Source organism: Sphingobium sp. PNB (genome assembly GCF_019873065.1).
Taxonomy (GTDB): domain Bacteria; phylum Pseudomonadota; class Alphaproteobacteria; order Sphingomonadales; family Sphingomonadaceae; genus Sphingobium; species Sphingobium fuliginis.
In genome coordinates this window covers 49,000-63,937 of record NZ_JAINEZ010000012.1, presented here as the reverse complement: position 1 = coordinate 63,937, position 14,938 = coordinate 49,000, and the positions used below count along the sequence as shown (strand labels likewise).

Genomic DNA, 14,938 nt, shown 5'->3' with positions numbered 1-14,938 from the left:
TGTTGTGAAGCAGGGTTTTGGAAACCCCGAACTTCCTTAGCGCCCGCTTCCGGCTTGTCGAGAAGCCTGAGCCTCCCGACACCGCCGAAGCGAACGAACTATCGGATCAGACGCCTGCGGCCGCGGCCACTTCGGCGGCGAAGTCGCTCGTTTCCTTCTCGATGCCTTCACCGAGCTGGAAGCGGACATAGTTCTTCAGCGTGATCGACGCGCCGGCATCCTTCGCCGCCTTCGCGACGACATCGGCAACCGGGGTCTTGTTGTCCATCACGAAGAGCTGGCTGAGCAGGGCCTGCTCCTTGGCGAACTTGGCGACGGCGCCGTCGACCATCTTGGCGACGATCTCGGCAGGCTTGCCCGATTCGGCGGCCTTTTCAGCGGCGATGGCGCGCTCGCGCTCCAGCAGGGCCGGATCGATGTCGGCGGCCGACAGCGCCAGCGGGAAGGCAGCGGCGATGTGCATCGCGATCTGCTTGCCCAGCGGCTCCAGGACGTCGGCGGGCGCATCGCCTTCCAGCGCAACCAGCACGCCGATCTTGCCCAGGCCCGGAGCGGCCGCATTATGGACATAGGGAACGACCACGCCCTGGTTCACCTCGACCTGGCCGACGCGGCGCAGGGTCTGGTTCTCGCCGATGGTGGCGATGTTGGCGACCAGCTTCTCGGCGACCGTGCCGCCCGAGGGATAGGCCGCGTTCGACAGCGCCTCGGCATCGGCCACGCCGTTCTCCAGCGCGATGACCGACACGGTGCGGACGAAATCCTGGAACTGGTCGTTCTTGGCGACGAAGTCGGTTTCGCTGTTCACTTCGACGGCCACGCCCTTGGTGCCGGCGACGGCGACGCCGACCAGGCCTTCGGCGGCGGTGCGGCTCGACTTCTTCTGCGCGGCGGCCAGACCCTTGGCGCGCAGCCAGTCGGTCGCCGCTTCGATGTCGCCATTGGCTTCGGTGAGCGCCTTCTTGCAATCCATCATGCCCGCGCCCGAACGGTCGCGCAGTTCCTTGACGGCAGCAGCGGTAATCTCGGCCATGTTTCGGCTCCTAAAGTTCAATGTTTCAGAAAAACGGCAGGGCGCGTTCCAGTGGAGCGCGCCCTAGCCTGTCAATTTTGCAGTTCGAAGACCGCGTCTCAGGCCTGAGCGACGACCTCTTCGGCCTCGGGCTCATCCAGAGCGCCCAGGTCGACGCCCGAAGCCTGCTGCGCACCGCGGTTGCCCTTGGTGGCGGCGGCGGCGACCGCGTCGCAGTAAAGGCGGATCGCGCGGCTGGCGTCATCGTTCGCCGGAACCGGGAACGCGATGCCGTCGGGCGAGACGTTGGAATCGAGGATCGCGACGACCGGGATGCCCAGCGTGTTGGCTTCCTTGATCGCCAGCTCTTCCTTGTTGGCGTCGATCACGAACATGACGTCGGGGATGCCGTTCATGTCGCGGATGCCGCCCAACGACAGTTCCAGCTTCTCGCGCTCGCGGGTCATCTGGAGGACTTCCTTCTTGGTGAAGCCGTGGGTGTCGCCCGACAGCTTCTCTTCCAGGGTCTTCAGACGCTTGATCGAACCCGAAATGGTCTTCCAGTTGGTGAGCATGCCGCCCAGCCAGCGATGGTTGACGAAATGCTGGCCCGACTTGCGGGCGGCTTCGGCGATCGGGTCCTGCGCCTGGCGCTTGGTGCCGACGAACAGCACCTTGCCACCGGCGGCGACGGTCGCCGACACGAAGTCCAGCGCGCGGCCGAACAGCGGCACGGTCTGCGACAGGTCAAGGATGTGAATGCCGTTGCGCTCACCGAAGATGTACGGCTTCATGCGCGGGTTCCAGCGGTGGGTCTGGTGGCCGAAATGCGCGCCGGCCTCGATCAATTGATGCATGGTGACGACAGGAGCCGCCATAATATTTCTCCTTCCGGTTACACCTCTGGGAATCAGGAACTGGGCGTCACGCACAGCACCGGATATGTCGATTCCCATGTGGAATGGGCGCGCCTTTAACGGCGTCGGAATATCAATGCAAGGGGGTTGACTCTCCATTCCGGATGGAACATAAGGAGAACATCGGGAACAAATGGCGGATTCACGCCGTTTGCCTGCCTATAGTGAACCAAGCCGTGCAAATGGCAAGACAGAAAGTGAGCTGCATATGTTCGCACTGGTCGCAGCACTTGTTTTCATCGGATCCTTCCTGCTGGCCGCAGGCACCATTATCGGCATGTTCCTGGCCTATCATGACAAGATGGTCGCGGCGCTGACGTTCGAACCCATTCCGCAGGAAACGCCGGTCTATCGCCTGCGCATCAGCCGGCGGCGCGCGTCACCCTCTGCACGGCAGGCCGCGCCGGCTTTTGCGGCGGCGGTCCTGGCCGCCTGAGGATTACGCTTCCTCGCCCGCCCGCTGGCGGCGCACCTTGGCATAGGACATCATGCCGAAGGGGATGAGCGCAAGGTAGAAGGCGCACAACACCAGCAGCGTCAGCCACGGATCGGTGATCAGCAGCGCCGCCAGCAGACCCGCCAGCGCGATCGCCTCCAGCCGGATGCGTTTGCGCAGGCGCAGCGCCGACCAGCTATAGGTCGCGATGTTGGAGATCATCAGGAAAGCCGTGAAGGCGGTCCAGGGCGCCACGACATACCATTCCCGAAAAAGCGGCTCGCCCGTCACCAGCCAGAGATAGAGCGGCACGAAGGCCAGCCCCGCACCTGCCGGAGCCGGCACGCCGGTCAGGAAACCGGCGGATTTGTGCGGCTGAACATCGGCGTCGATATTCGCATTGAACCGCGCCAGCCGCAGCGCGCAGGACAGCGCATGGGCGAGCGCGAAGATCCAGCCGAATTTCGGCATGGCGTTCAGCGACCAGAGATAGAGCACCAGCGCCGGCGCCACGCCAAAGGCGATGGAGTCCGACAAGGAGTCGAGTTCGGCCCCGAAACGGCTCTCCCCCCGCAACAACCGCGCAATGCGCCCGTCCAGCCCATCCAGCACCCCGGCGATGAGGATGGAGAGCACCGCCCTCTCCCACTCGCCCGATATGCCGTAGCGCACGCCGGTCAGGCCGAAGCACAGGGCCATTGCGGTCACGGCGTTGGGCGCCACCATCCGCAGGGTGATCCCCCGGCGCAATCCGCGCGGGATGGCGCGCCGCTGCCGCATTATTGCTGAATCCCCGAAATCACGCGCATGTCACCGATCTGGCCCAGGATCGTCTCACCCGCGACGGTGCGCTGCCCCAGCACCACGCGCGGCGCGGTGCCGCCGGGCAGATAGACGTCGACCCGGCTGCCGAAACGGATGAGGCCGATGCGCTGTCCGGCCGCAACCATGTCGCCCGGCTTCACGAAGGGCACGATCCGCCGCGCCACCAATCCGGCGATCTGGGTGAAGCCGATGCGCACGCCGTCATGCCGCTCCACCAATATATGCTGGCGCTCATTATCCTCGCTCGCCTTGTCGAGATCGGCGTTCAGGAACTTGCCCGAGATATAGACGACCGATTTCACCGTCCCGCCGATCGGCGTGCGGTTGATGTGGACGTCGAACACGCTCATGAAGATCGACACGCGGATCATGGGCTGGTCGCCCAGCCCATCCGCCCCTGCCATCTCGCGGGGGGGCGGCACCCGCTGGATCAGCGTCACCAGCCCATCGGCGGGGGCGACGATGGCCCGCTCATCCTGCGGCACCGCGCGCACCGGATCGCGGAAGAACGCCAGCACCCAGATGGTCACCATCACCATCAGCCAGCCGAGGATTTCCCAGCCGACCAGGAACAGCAGCGCGGTGATGGCCGCCGCGATCAGGCCGAATTTCACGCCCTCCGGATGCACGGAGGGGAAGCGCCATTTCACATTGCCGCCCAGTGCGACCGTCAGTTCGTCATTTTCCATGGGCACCGTCTTTAAGGACAGACACTTGCAGTGACAACGTCCGATACCGTCGCAGGAGCCATGAAATGTTCCAATCCTGCAAAGGGCATTGGACGGTTGAACATTGCCGTCGCTTTGCCTAGGGCGGTCGCAAATTCCACCCGAACGAGAAGGCGAACAGGCGCTATGGCTAAGATCAAGGTGAAAAACCCCGTCGTGGAGATCGATGGCGATGAAATGACGCGGATCATATGGCAGTGGATTCGTGAGCGCCTGATTCTCCCCTATCTCGACATCGATCTTAAATATTACGATCTGGGCGTCGAGAAGCGCGACGAGACCAACGACCAGATCACCATCGATTCCGCCAACGCGATCAAGGAACATGGCGTCGGCGTGAAGTGCGCCACCATCACCCCGGACGAAGCCCGCGTCGAGGAATTCGGCCTGAAGGAAATGTGGAAGTCGCCCAACGGCACCATCCGCAACATCCTGGGCGGCGTGGTGTTCCGCGAACCCATCGTCATCCGCAACGTGCCGCGCCTGGTCCCCGGCTGGACCGACCCCATCGTCATCGGCCGCCACGCCTTCGGCGACCAGTATCGCGCCACCGACTTCCTCGTCCCCGGCCCCGGCAAGCTGCGCATGGTGTGGGACGGCGCCAATGGCGAGAAGATCGAGAAGGACGTCTTCAACTTCCCCAGCTCCGGCGTCGCCATGGGCATGTACAATCTGGACGACTCGATCCGCGATTTCGCCCGCGCCAGCATGAACTACGCGCTGGGCCGCGGCTGGCCGCTGTACCTCTCGACCAAGAACACCATTCTCAAGGCCTATGACGGCCGCTTCAAGGACCTGTTCCAGGAAGTGTTCGACAAGGAGTTTGCCGACGAGTTCAAGAAGGTGGGCGCCGTCTACGAACATCGCCTGATCGACGACATGGTCGCCTCCGCCCTGAAGTGGAGCGGCAAGTTCGTCTGGGCCTGCAAGAATTACGATGGCGACGTCCAGTCGGACACCGTGGCGCAGGGGTTCGGCTCGCTGGGTCTCATGACCTCCGTGCTGCTCTCGCCCGACGGCAAGACCGTCGAGGCCGAAGCCGCGCACGGCACCGTCACCCGCCACTATCGCCAGCATCAACAGGGCAAGGCGACCTCGACCAATCCGATCGCCTCGATCTTCGCCTGGACCCAGGGCCTTTCCTATCGCGGCAAGTTCGACGAAACGCCGGAAGTCACCAAGTTCGCGGAAACGCTGGAAAAGGTCTGCATCGAAACGGTCGAGGGCGGCGCGATGACCAAGGATCTCGCCCTGCTGATCGGTCCGGAACAGGCGTGGATGACCACCGAGCAGTTCTTCGAGGCGATCCGCGTGAACCTGGAAGAAGCCATGGGCAAGTGGCAATAATCGGACGGAACTGATCCGCCCTTCCGCGGTTCAATACGGAAACGGAACGAGGCGGCGCCGTGTATCGGCGCCGCCTTTTCCATGGCAGGAGATCAGCGATGACGACGACAGCCAAGAAACGCCTGGAGGTCCGGGCCGCCGTTCCTTCCGATGTACGCGGCATCCAGCGACTGATCGCCCGGGTCTATCCCGGCATGCCCAATTATTCGCTCGCCACCCTGCGCGGGCAGATCAACAATTTTCCCAATGGCTGCTTCGTCGCGCTCTACGACAATAAGGTCGTCGGCTATTGCGCGACCATGCGGGTCAGCAAGGCGATGGCCTTTTCCCATCATGACTGGGAGGAAATCACGGCGAACGGCTTCGGCACGCGGCACAGCGCGGCGGGCGAGTGGCTGTACGGCTATGAAATGGCCGTCGACCCGAAGCTGCGCGGCCTGCGCATCGGCCAGCGCCTCTATGACGAGCGCAAGGAGCTGGCCGAGGAACTGGACCTGCACGGCATCGTCATCGCCGGGCGCATGCCGGGCTATGCGCGTGCGAAGCGGCGCGTCGATGGCCCGGCGGATTATCTGGACAAGGTCGTGCACGGCAAGCTGCGCGATCAGGTGATCAGCTTCCAGCTCAAGAACCAGTTCGAGCCGCTCGGCGTGCTGGAAAACTACCTGCCCGAAGACAGGCAGTCCGATGGCCACGCCGCTCATCTGGTGTGGCGCAACCCCTATGTCGACCCCGACGAAGCGCCCGAGATGCGGGTGCCGCGCGGCGTGGAAAGCGTCCGCCTCGCCACCTGTCAGTTGCAGGCCCGCGCGGTGAAGGACTTCGAAGAGTTCATCCGCAATATCGAATATTTCGTTGATGTCGCCGCCGACTACCGTTCCGACTTCATCGTTTTTCCCGAACTGTTCACCCTGCCGCTGCTCTCCTACGAAACAAAGAAGCTCTCCCCCATCGAGGCCATCGACAGGCTGACCGGCTACACCCCGCGCCTGACCCGCGAACTGGAGCGGATGGCGCTGGAATATAATATCAACATCATCGGCGGCTCCCACCCGACGCGGGCAGAGGATGGCGACATCCAGAATATCGCCTATGTCGCCCTGCGCGACGGATCGCTGCACACGCAGGAAAAGATCCACCCCACGCCCAACGAGGCCTTTTGGTGGAACATCAAGGGCGGGGACTCGCTGGACGTGATCCAGACCGACTGCGGGCCGATCGGCGTGCTGATCTGCTATGACAGCGAGTTTCCGGAACTGGCGCGGCGGCTGGTGGACCAGGGCGCGCGGATCATCTTCGTCCCCTTCTGCACCGACTCGCGGCTGGGTTATATGCGCGTGCGCTATTGCGCGCAGGCCCGCGCCATCGAGAATCAATGCTATGTCGTCATGTCGGGCAATGTCGGCAACCTGCCCAATGTCGACAATATGGACATCCAATATGCCCAGAGCGCGATCCTGACGCCCTGCGACCTGCCCTTTGCGCGGGACGGCATCGCAGCGGAATCGACGGAGAATGTCGAGACGCTGACCATGGCCGACGTGAACCTGGCGGACCTGAGCTGGGCGCGGGCGGAGGGTACGGTCCGCAACCTGCGCGACCGGCGGTTCGACCTCTATCATATCGACTGGGACAGCAATCCCGACCACAGCCATGCGCCGAGCGGCGGACCGGTACCGGCGGGCGGGCACAATGCGCCGGGTGGCGGCTGAGCTTCTCCGCCGGGTCGCCTCTATGCGGACGATCTTTCGAGCATGACCGCCGTCCGCCCCTTGTAGACCGCCTCCCTGAACGGCGCATAGCCCAACCTGGCCGCAAGCCTGAGCGATGGTTCGTTGGCGGGATCGATGAGGCAGACGGTTCGGCCGGCACCCTTGTGCCGCGCATACCAGTCGTGCGCAGCGCGGGCGGCCTCGAACGCATAGCCGCGGCCATGTATCTCGGATGAGAAAATCCAGGCCGCTTCCCCCGCCTTGTCGAAATCATCGCCGAGGCCCCGATGGAAATCCGCCAGCCCGGTCTCTCCGACATAGCGGCCGCTGGCCTTTTCGATCACCGCGAAAATGCCGTAGCCCAGAAGGGACCAGTGCCCCTCATAACGCAGGATGCGGTTCCAGGCGTCTTCCGGCGAAGGAGCTACGCCGCCGATATGCCGCATCAGGTCCATGTCCGACCACATGGCGCAATAAGGCGCGAAGTCAGCGAGCGTGTAGGGGCGAAGGCGCAGTCTTTCCGTCTCGATCATTCCCCAGAGGATAGAGCGGCCCGGTTCGGCCGGCAACGGCTGGCGCCCTCCGACACGCAACCTCCCCCGTCGCGGATCATTGTCATCCGCATGCCGTCGACCGCCATCGCCCGTTTCGACTATGACGCCACCCAGCGCCGGCTGGACGTGCAGTTCGTCAGCGGGCGGCGCTACAGCTATCATGATGTCCCGGTGGACGTCGCGGAAGGCATGCGCGCCGCCACGTCCAAGGGCGGCTATTTCAACCGCCGCATCCGGGACCGCTACCGCTTCACTCGCCAGTGAATCACTCGCCAGCCATCTATCACTCGACAGTGACGGACTTGGCGAGGTTCCTTGGCTGGTCGACGTCCGTGCCCTTGGCCACGGCGACATGATAGGCCAGCAACTGCACCGGCACGGCATAGACCATCGGCGCGATCAGCGGATGCACCTTGGGCATGGTGATGGTCGCTATGCAGCCTTCGCCCGCCGCCTGCACCCCGTCATAGTCGGAGATCAGCACCACCTTGCCGCCGCGCGCCTGCACCTCCTGCATGTTGCTGACGGTCTTTTCGAACAGCGGCCCGCTGGGCGCGAGGACGATCACCGGCACCTTGTCGTCGATCAAGGCGATGGGACCATGCTTCATCTCGCCCGCGGCATAGCCCTCGGCATGGATATAGCTGATTTCCTTGAGCTTCAGCGCCCCTTCCAGCGCCAGCGGATAGTCCGGCCCCCGTCCCAGATAGAGCACATCGCGCGCGCCCGCGATCAGATGGGCCATCGCCTCGATCGATTCATCATAGGCCAGCGCCCCGTTCAGCGCGGCGGGCGCTTCGGACAGGTGGCGGACCAGTTCCTTCTCCGCCTTCGCGTCCAGCCGCCCCTTGGCGCGGGCGAGATTGGCCGCGAACGCCGCCAGCACCGCCAACTGGCAGGTAAAGGCCTTGGTCGACGCCACGCCGATCTCCGGCCCGGCATTGGTGGGCAGCAGCAGGTCCGCTTCCCGCGCCATGGTGCTGGTCGGCACGTTGACGACGGCGGCGATCTTCTGCCCTTCGGCCCGAGCATGGCGGAGCGCGGCGAGCGTGTCGGCGGTCTCGCCCGACTGGCTGATGACGATCATCAGGCCGCCCTCCTCCATCACCGGGGCGCGGTAGCGGAACTCGCTCGCCACATCGATGTCGACAGGCACGCGGGCGAACTGCTCGAACCAATATTTGGCGACCATGCCCGCATAATAGCTGGTGCCGCAGGCGACGATGGTGACGCGGCGGATGGTCCCCAGATCGAAATCGGGGATCGGCAGCGACACCTGATCCTCCATCCGGCGCAGATAGGAACGCAGGGTCTGGGCCACGACCACCGGCTGCTCGTAAATCTCCTTGAGCATATAGTGGCGGTGATTGCCCTTGGAGATCAGTTCGCCGGTCACGCCGCTGATGGTGACGGGGCGTTCGACGGGGTTGTTGTCCTTGTCGAAAATCTCCGCGCCGTCGCGGGTGATGACGACCCAGTCGCCTTCCTCCAGATAGGCGATGCGCTGGGTCAGCGGGGCCAGCGCCAGCGCGTCGGAACCGAGATAGGTCTCTCCCTCACCATAGCCCACCACCAGCGGCGAACCCAGGCGCGCGCCGATGAGGATTTCCGGATGGCTGCGGAACAGGATCGCCAGCGCGAAGGCGCCGTGCAGGCGAGGCAGCACCTGCGCCACCGCGTCCTTCGGGGATGCGCCCTGCTCCACCAGCTCGCTCACCAGATGGGCGACGACCTCCGTGTCGGTCTGGCTGTCGAAGGTCCGGCCCCGCGCCATCAGTTCCTCGCGCAGCGGCTTGAAATTCTCGATGATGCCGTTGTGGACGAGCGCCACTTCCTTCGTGGCGTGGGGATGGGCGTTGCTGGTCGTCGGCGCGCCATGGGTGGCCCAGCGGGTGTGGGCGATGCCGGTGGTGCCCGGCAGGGGCGCGGCGTCCAGTTCCTTCACCAGATTGGCGAGCTTCCCCTCGGCCCGGCGGCGGTCGATCCGCCCGTCATGGACGGTGGCGACGCCCGCGCTGTCATAGCCGCGATATTCCAGGCGCCTGAGGCCCTCCACCAGCCGTCCCGCCACGTCGTCCTTGCCGATGATTCCGATGATACCGCACATGGATAGTCAGTCCCAAAGCCGTGAAAACTCTATGCTTACGCCGCCTATGCCACGATCATGCGGCGGGCGACAGGGGTACCGCATCATCGTGGATGAATTGTAATCAGCCAGACATCGGGGGGCGCCAGCATCCGGATCGGCAGGCCGCTGGTGCCGAGCCCCGCGGACACCACCATGGTCCGCCGCCCTTCCCGATACACCCCGCACGCATAGCGGGTGCCATAGCGCGAGGGCACATAGACGATGCCCGCAAAGGGCAAGGCCACCTGCCCGCAATGGGTATGCCCGACCAGCGTCAGCATCGCCCGGTCGGGCAGCAGCGGAAAGGCGTCCGGCCCGTGCGACAGCATCAGCGGCGCGCCGCCCAGCGCCTGCATGGCCGCCAGCGTCCCGGGAATATCGGGCCGCCCGGTATAGATGTCGCGCAGTCCGCCAATGGCCAGCGGTCCCCGCCGCACCGCCTGATTGTCGAGCAGGCGGATGCCGATCCGGCCGAACAGATCGCCCCATTGCCGGCGGCTGATCCCCGTATGCTTGCGCGCATCGTGATTGCCCAGCACCGCCACCACCCCCAGCGGGGCGCGCAAGGCGGCGAAGGGGGCGATGCTCTGCGCCGGATCATAGGTCGCACCGCCCTTGTCGTCCCCGATATAGTCGCCGCCCAGCACGATCAGCTCGGGCCTGAGGCCGTTCACCAGAGCGACGATCCGCGCCATCCGCTCCGGACTGTTATCGGGACCGGACAAATGGCTGTCGGTCAGCAGCGCCACCGTCACCGGGCGGCGCGGCGCATCCGCCGGAAAGGGCAGCGCGACGTCCAGCTGCCGCACGACCGGCATGGCCCGTGCATTGGCGTAGAGCCAGACCGCCCCGCCCGGCACGGCCAGAAGGATGAGCAGCAGTGCCGCAAGCCAGCGCCGCCTTTGCAGAAGACCCGTCACTTGGCGGTTTTGCGCGCCTGCATCCGCGCCCGGAAGCGGGCCGCCCAGCCGGGCTTCGCCTCCTGCTTCGGCCGGACGAGGCATAGCGCGTCGGCCTCCACCGGCTGGGTCACGACGCTGCCGGCCGCCACGATCGCGCCGTCGCCTATCTTCACCGGCGCGACCAGCGCGCTGTTGGAGCCAATGAAGGCGCCCACGCCGATTTCCGTCCGATATTTGAAGAAGCCGTCATAATTGCAGGTGATGGTGCCCGCGCCGATATTCGCGCCCGCGCCCACGCTGGCGTCCCCGATATAGGACAGGTGATTGGCCTTGGCGCCCTCACCCAGTTCAGCCTTCTTCACCTCGACGAAATTGCCGACCTTGGCCTTGACGCCGATCTTCGCGCCGGGACGCAGCCGGGCATAGGGGCCGATTTCCGCGCCCTTGCCGACGGCCGCGCCCTCCAGATGGGAAAAGGCGTGGATCGTCGCGTCGTCCGCCACGCTGACGCCCGGACCGAAGACGACATGCGGCTCGATCACCACATCGCGGCCCAGCAGCGTGTCATGCGCGAAGAACACCGTTTCCGGCGCGATCAGCGTCGCGCCCTCCCGCATCGCCTCGGCCCGGCGGCGGTCCTGCCAGACGGCCTCCACCCCCGCCAGTTCGGCGCGGCTGTTGACGCCCGCCACTTCCCAGGCCTCCGCCTCGATGACGGCGCTCTGGGCGCCGGGCAGCATGACGATGTCGGGCAGATAATATTCGCCCGCCGCATTGTCGTTGCCGATCTTGTCGAGCAGCACGAAAAGATCGGTCGACCGCACCGCCATCAGCCCGGAATTGCAGAGCGTCACCGCCCGCTCCTCCGCATTGGCGTCCTTATATTCGACCATCTTCTCGATGACGCCCTGATCGCGGGCGATGATCCGGCCGTAAGCGGCGGCGTCTTCCGGCCGGAAGCCCAGGACCACGGCGCGCGGCTCGTCGCCCCAGTTCAGGCGGTCCAGCATGCTCCGCAGCGTTTCGGCGCGCACCAGCGGCACGTCGCCATAGAGGATCAATATGTCGCCCGCGAAACCGGCCAGCGCGTCATGCGCCTGCGCCACGGCATGGCCGGTGCCCAGCTGCTGTTCCTGCACGGCGATGACGGCGCCGCTGCCCTCCACCGCCTTCTCCACCTGGTCCCGCCCAGCGCCGACCACCACGACCTGCCGCTCGGGCTGCAACTCCGCCACGCTGGCGAGCAGATGGAGCAGCATCGGCCGCCCCGCAATCGGGTGCAGAACCTTGTGTCTGGCCGACTTCATGCGCGTGCCCTGCCCGGCGGCAAGGATGATCACGGCCAAGGGGCGAGCGGGGGAGCGGCTGGAGGTCACGGGGGCATCCTTCACGAAAGGGCCAAGAATCTGAGCGCTCTCTGCCATGTTTGACTTGCCTTTGCCACCACCCAGGCGGCATGAGCCGGGCATGGTTTCCATTCCCTTCGACATTGTCGGCTTCGACCTTGACGGCACCCTGCTCGATACCAGCGGCGACCTGGCGGCGGCGGTCAACTACGCCATCGCCACCGACGGGCGGCCGCCCTTTCCGGTCGAGGCGATCCATCCCTTTGTCGGCAAGGGGGCGAAGGTGATGCTTCAGCGCGCGCTCGACGCCTCGGGCGGCTATGACGACGCCATGCTGGAAAGGATGCTGCCGATCCTGCTGGACTATTATGAGCAGAATCTGGCGATCCATTCGCTGCCCTATCCCGGCCTGATCGCGGCGATGGATGCGCTGGAGGAGGCGGGCGTGAAGCTCGCCATCTGCACCAACAAGGCGGAGCGCTTCACCATTCCCCTGTTGCACCAGATTGGCCTGTCGGACCGTTTCGCCAGCGTCGTCGGCGGCGACACGGTCGGCATCGCAAAGCCCGACCCGGCGCCGATCCACGCCATGATCGAGCGCGCGGGCGGCGGGCGGACGATCTTCCTGGGCGACACGATCAACGACATCGCCGGGGCGCGCAATGCGGGCATCCCCAGCATCGCCGTCAGCTTCGGCTTTCTCGACGGGCCGGTCGAGGCGCTGGAGGCCGACGCCGTCATCCACCATTTCGACGAGCTGGTGCCGCTGCTCGAAGGCTGGCCGGCATGACCCTCCGCCTGGAACGCGATGGCGCCGTCGCCACGCTGCTGATCGACCGCCCCCGGCAGCACAACGCCATGAATCAGGAGATGTGGGAGCGATTGCCCCAACTGGTGCAGGAAGCGATGGCGGACGAGGCGATCCGCGTGCTGATCCTGACATCGGCTGCACCGGGCCTGTTCTGCGCGGGTGCGGACATCCACGAATTCGCGCGTCATTCGGGCGAGGAGGATTGGCGCGTCGCCAATCAGGCGGCGATCCGCGCCACCCAATATGCCCTGGCCCATGCCGAAAAACCGGTGATCGCGGCCATAGACGGGGACGCGATCGGCGGCGGATGCGGCATGGCCATCGCCTGCGACCTGCGGATCGCCTCCCCCTCCGCCCGGCTGGGCATCACGCCGGCCAAGCTCGGGATCGTCTATTCGCTGTTCGACACCAGGCTGCTGGTGGATCTGGTGGGGCCGGCGCGGGCCAAGCGCATCCTGTTCACCGCCGCCCTCCATGATGCGGAGGATGCGCTCGCCATCGGCCTGATCGACCAGATCGCCCCCGCTCCGCTGGAGGCAGCAGTGGAACTGGCTCGGCGCATGGCCGCCAATGCCCAGCATTCGATCCGTTCTTCCAAGGCGATCGTCCGCCGCATCCTGGATGGACAGGCGGACGACGACGCGGAAACGCTGGCCATGTTCCGGGACGCCTTCACCCTGCCCGACTTTCAGGAGGGCGTGCAGGCCTTCCGCGACAAGCGTCGTCCCCGCTTCTGACCCGCTCATCGCATGTTCATCCAAATTGGATGAACATCTCATCCGATCCGGAAGTATTTGTTAAGGATCGGCTTTTACCGGTCTCCCGACACGGACGACGCGCCGGCTCGCGCATGACTTTCGACCGATAGAAGGAACAGGCACGCAGCGTGGGAGAGAATTTCGCCTTCTTCCTGCCCGTCATGATGGCGAGCTTCGGCGTGGTTTTCGCCTTTGTCTGGACCCTGCGGGTGCGCGCCGCGGGATATTGGAGCGCCGCCTTCTTCTGCGTCGCGGGCGGCTTTGCCGTGCCGGCGGGATTCGCCCTTGTGCCGACGCCCCTCTGGGGCTTCCTGGCGGACCTGCTGTTCGCCAGCGGCTTCCTGCTGTTCAGCCAGGCTTTGCTGGAACGATGGCGGCCCAACTGGCTGCTGCGGGTGCGGATCGCGATCTGGGCGCTGTCCGTGATGCTGTGCGCCGTTTCCCTCATGCTGGACAATCTGCCCTTCGAACTGGCTGCGTCCGATTTCGGCTGCTTCCTGCTGATCGGCCTGCCGCTGATCGCCGGCAGGGATCGCCTCGACAACTGGTCGGACCGCACATTGTTCGGCGCGGCGACGCTGGTCGCGCTGGACAATCTGATACGCGGCAGCACCGTGCCCCTTACCCTGTCGGGGGGCAGTTTCCTAAGCAGCGACTATGCCTTCCTGATGCAGGCGCTTGCCTGCGTCCTTGGCCTGTTCCTGGCTCTGGCCGCGCTTGCGGCGAACATGCTCGACCTTCTCGCCCGCTATCAGCGCGACGCGCTGCATGACCCCCTCTCCGGCCTGCTCAACCGCCGGGGATTCGACGATGCCATCGGCCAGAGGGCGCGGAAACTGCCGACGCAGGGCAGCCTGATCGTCTGCGACATCGACCATTTCAAGTCGATCAACGATGCCCATGGGCATGCGCTGGGCGATCGCGTGATCGTCACACTGGCGCGGATATTGGTGCAATTCGCGCCTGCCGAGGCCATCACGGCGCGCTTCGGCGGGGAGGAATTCATATTGTTCCTCCCCGATGCCGACGCGGCCCGGGCAGCCACGGTCGCCAATGACATTCGGGAGAGCATCGCGCAGGAGGTCGCTCGCCAACTTGGCCTTTCGCGCCCCCTTACCGCCAGTTTCGGATTGTCGGCCGTCCAATCCGGCGATGCCGCGATCCACGATGCCATCGCGCGGGCGGATGCGGCGCTCTATGAAGCGAAGACGCATGGCCGCAACCGGGTCTGCGTGCGGCGGGCGCTTGCCGTGCCTGACAAGCGCGCCGACGGTCCAAGGTCCCGGGCCCAGAGCGGATAGAATTTGCTCCGCTCCCTGCAGGTCGACATATGTTCCTGCGAAGGCAGGAACCCAGTTCCGACCTGGGAGCGGCATTCCTGCCTTCGCGAGAATGGGCGTGCCTCAATGCAATCGGGGCAAGCTCCACGCAATGCTCCAATCGTCAATAGGCCATGAAAAAG

15 protein-coding genes are annotated in these 14,938 nt (G+C 65.2%); 7 read left to right on the top strand and 8 right to left on the bottom strand.

Features of this window, described 5'->3' with window-relative positions:
* Nucleotides 1–106: 106 nt before the first annotated feature.
* Both tsf and rpsB read right to left on the bottom strand, forming a co-directional pair.
* Nucleotides 107–1,033: a translation elongation factor Ts gene (tsf, locus tag K7W03_RS06550; RefSeq protein ID WP_044661795.1), complete on the bottom strand. Its 927-nt coding sequence runs from the start codon at nt 1,031–1,033 to the stop codon at nt 107–109.
* A 98-nt stretch (nt 1,034–1,131) separates the two neighbouring features.
* Nucleotides 1,132–1,890 carry a 30S ribosomal protein S2 gene (rpsB, locus tag K7W03_RS06545; protein ID WP_025547855.1) on the bottom strand — a complete coding sequence of 253 codons (759 nt, stop codon included), beginning with the start codon at nt 1,888–1,890 and terminating at the stop codon, nt 1,132–1,134.
* 172 nt (nt 1,891–2,062) lie between these two features.
* Between rpsB and K7W03_RS06540 the strand changes: the two genes are divergently transcribed.
* Nucleotides 2,063–2,365: a hypothetical protein gene (locus K7W03_RS06540; RefSeq protein ID WP_226869765.1), complete on the top strand. Its 303-nt coding sequence runs from the start codon at nt 2,063–2,065 to the stop codon at nt 2,363–2,365.
* Nucleotides 2,366–2,368: 3 nt separating this feature from the next.
* Here the strand turns inward: K7W03_RS06540 and K7W03_RS06535 are convergent, their stop codons facing one another.
* Both K7W03_RS06535 and K7W03_RS06530 read right to left on the bottom strand, forming a co-directional pair.
* Nucleotides 2,369–3,145 (bottom strand): CDP-alcohol phosphatidyltransferase family protein, encoded by a 777-nt coding sequence (locus tag K7W03_RS06535; RefSeq protein WP_025547851.1) that lies wholly within the window; start codon nt 3,143–3,145, stop codon nt 2,369–2,371.
* Nucleotides 3,145–3,879 (bottom strand): phosphatidylserine decarboxylase, encoded by a 735-nt coding sequence (locus tag K7W03_RS06530; RefSeq protein WP_222885838.1) that lies wholly within the window; start codon nt 3,877–3,879, stop codon nt 3,145–3,147. The genes K7W03_RS06535 and K7W03_RS06530 overlap by 1 nt, the downstream gene beginning before the upstream one ends.
* A 165-nt stretch (nt 3,880–4,044) precedes the next feature.
* Here K7W03_RS06530 and K7W03_RS06525 point away from each other — a divergent pair, with 165 nt between their 5' ends.
* Nucleotides 4,045–5,265, top strand: a complete 1,221-nt coding sequence (locus K7W03_RS06525) for an NADP-dependent isocitrate dehydrogenase (RefSeq protein WP_222885837.1) — start codon at nt 4,045–4,047, stop codon at nt 5,263–5,265.
* 98 nt (nt 5,266–5,363) lie between these two features.
* Nucleotides 5,364–6,977, top strand: coding sequence for a bifunctional GNAT family N-acetyltransferase/carbon-nitrogen hydrolase family protein (locus K7W03_RS06520; protein WP_061938945.1), 1,614 nt, complete (start codon nt 5,364–5,366; stop codon nt 6,975–6,977).
* Between the two features lie 20 nt (nt 6,978–6,997).
* On the opposite strand, the gene K7W03_RS06515 is transcribed toward K7W03_RS06520, so the two are convergent.
* Nucleotides 6,998–7,546, bottom strand: a complete 549-nt coding sequence (locus K7W03_RS06515; RefSeq protein ID WP_226869763.1) for a GNAT family N-acetyltransferase — start codon at nt 7,544–7,546, stop codon at nt 6,998–7,000.
* A gap of 54 nt (nt 7,547–7,600) precedes the next feature.
* On the opposite strand from K7W03_RS06515, the gene K7W03_RS06510 reads away from it, so the two are divergent.
* Nucleotides 7,601–7,795 (top strand): KTSC domain-containing protein, encoded by a 195-nt coding sequence (locus K7W03_RS06510; protein WP_044661791.1) that lies wholly within the window; start codon nt 7,601–7,603, stop codon nt 7,793–7,795.
* A gap of 19 nt (nt 7,796–7,814) precedes the next feature.
* Here K7W03_RS06510 and glmS read toward each other — a convergent pair whose 3' ends face one another.
* The 3 genes from glmS to glmU all read right to left on the bottom strand — a co-directional run bounded on the left by glmS (nt 7,815) and on the right by glmU (nt 11,868).
* Nucleotides 7,815–9,638: a glutamine--fructose-6-phosphate transaminase (isomerizing) gene (gene glmS, locus K7W03_RS06505; RefSeq protein WP_222885836.1), complete on the bottom strand. Its 1,824-nt coding sequence runs from the start codon at nt 9,636–9,638 to the stop codon at nt 7,815–7,817.
* An 83-nt stretch (nt 9,639–9,721) separates the two neighbouring features.
* Nucleotides 9,722–10,579, bottom strand: coding sequence for a metallophosphoesterase (locus K7W03_RS06500; RefSeq protein WP_319024300.1), 858 nt, complete (start codon nt 10,577–10,579; stop codon nt 9,722–9,724).
* Entirely contained in the window at nt 10,576–11,868 is a 1,293-nt protein-coding gene (gene glmU / locus K7W03_RS06495; protein WP_264319029.1) for a bifunctional UDP-N-acetylglucosamine diphosphorylase/glucosamine-1-phosphate N-acetyltransferase GlmU, read from the bottom strand. The genes K7W03_RS06500 and glmU overlap by 4 nt, the downstream gene beginning before the upstream one ends.
* Before the next feature lie 160 nt (nt 11,869–12,028).
* Here glmU and K7W03_RS06490 point away from each other — a divergent pair, with 160 nt between their 5' ends.
* The 3 genes from K7W03_RS06490 to K7W03_RS06480 all read left to right on the top strand — a co-directional run bounded on the left by K7W03_RS06490 (nt 12,029) and on the right by K7W03_RS06480 (nt 14,777).
* Nucleotides 12,029–12,697, top strand: a complete 669-nt coding sequence (locus K7W03_RS06490) for an HAD family hydrolase (RefSeq protein ID WP_170825624.1) — start codon at nt 12,029–12,031, stop codon at nt 12,695–12,697.
* The gene (locus tag K7W03_RS06485) at nt 12,694–13,455 is read left to right on the top strand and encodes an enoyl-CoA hydratase/isomerase family protein (protein WP_103001485.1); all 762 of its coding nucleotides are present in this window, start codon (nt 12,694–12,696) and stop codon (nt 13,453–13,455) included. Before K7W03_RS06490 ends, K7W03_RS06485 begins: the two co-directional genes overlap by 4 nt.
* A 149-nt stretch (nt 13,456–13,604) precedes the next feature.
* On the top strand, nt 13,605–14,777 hold the full coding sequence (locus K7W03_RS06480; RefSeq protein ID WP_137709252.1) for a sensor domain-containing diguanylate cyclase: 1,173 nt from the start codon (nt 13,605–13,607) through the stop codon (nt 14,775–14,777).
* Nucleotides 14,778–14,938: the final 161 nt, after the last annotated feature.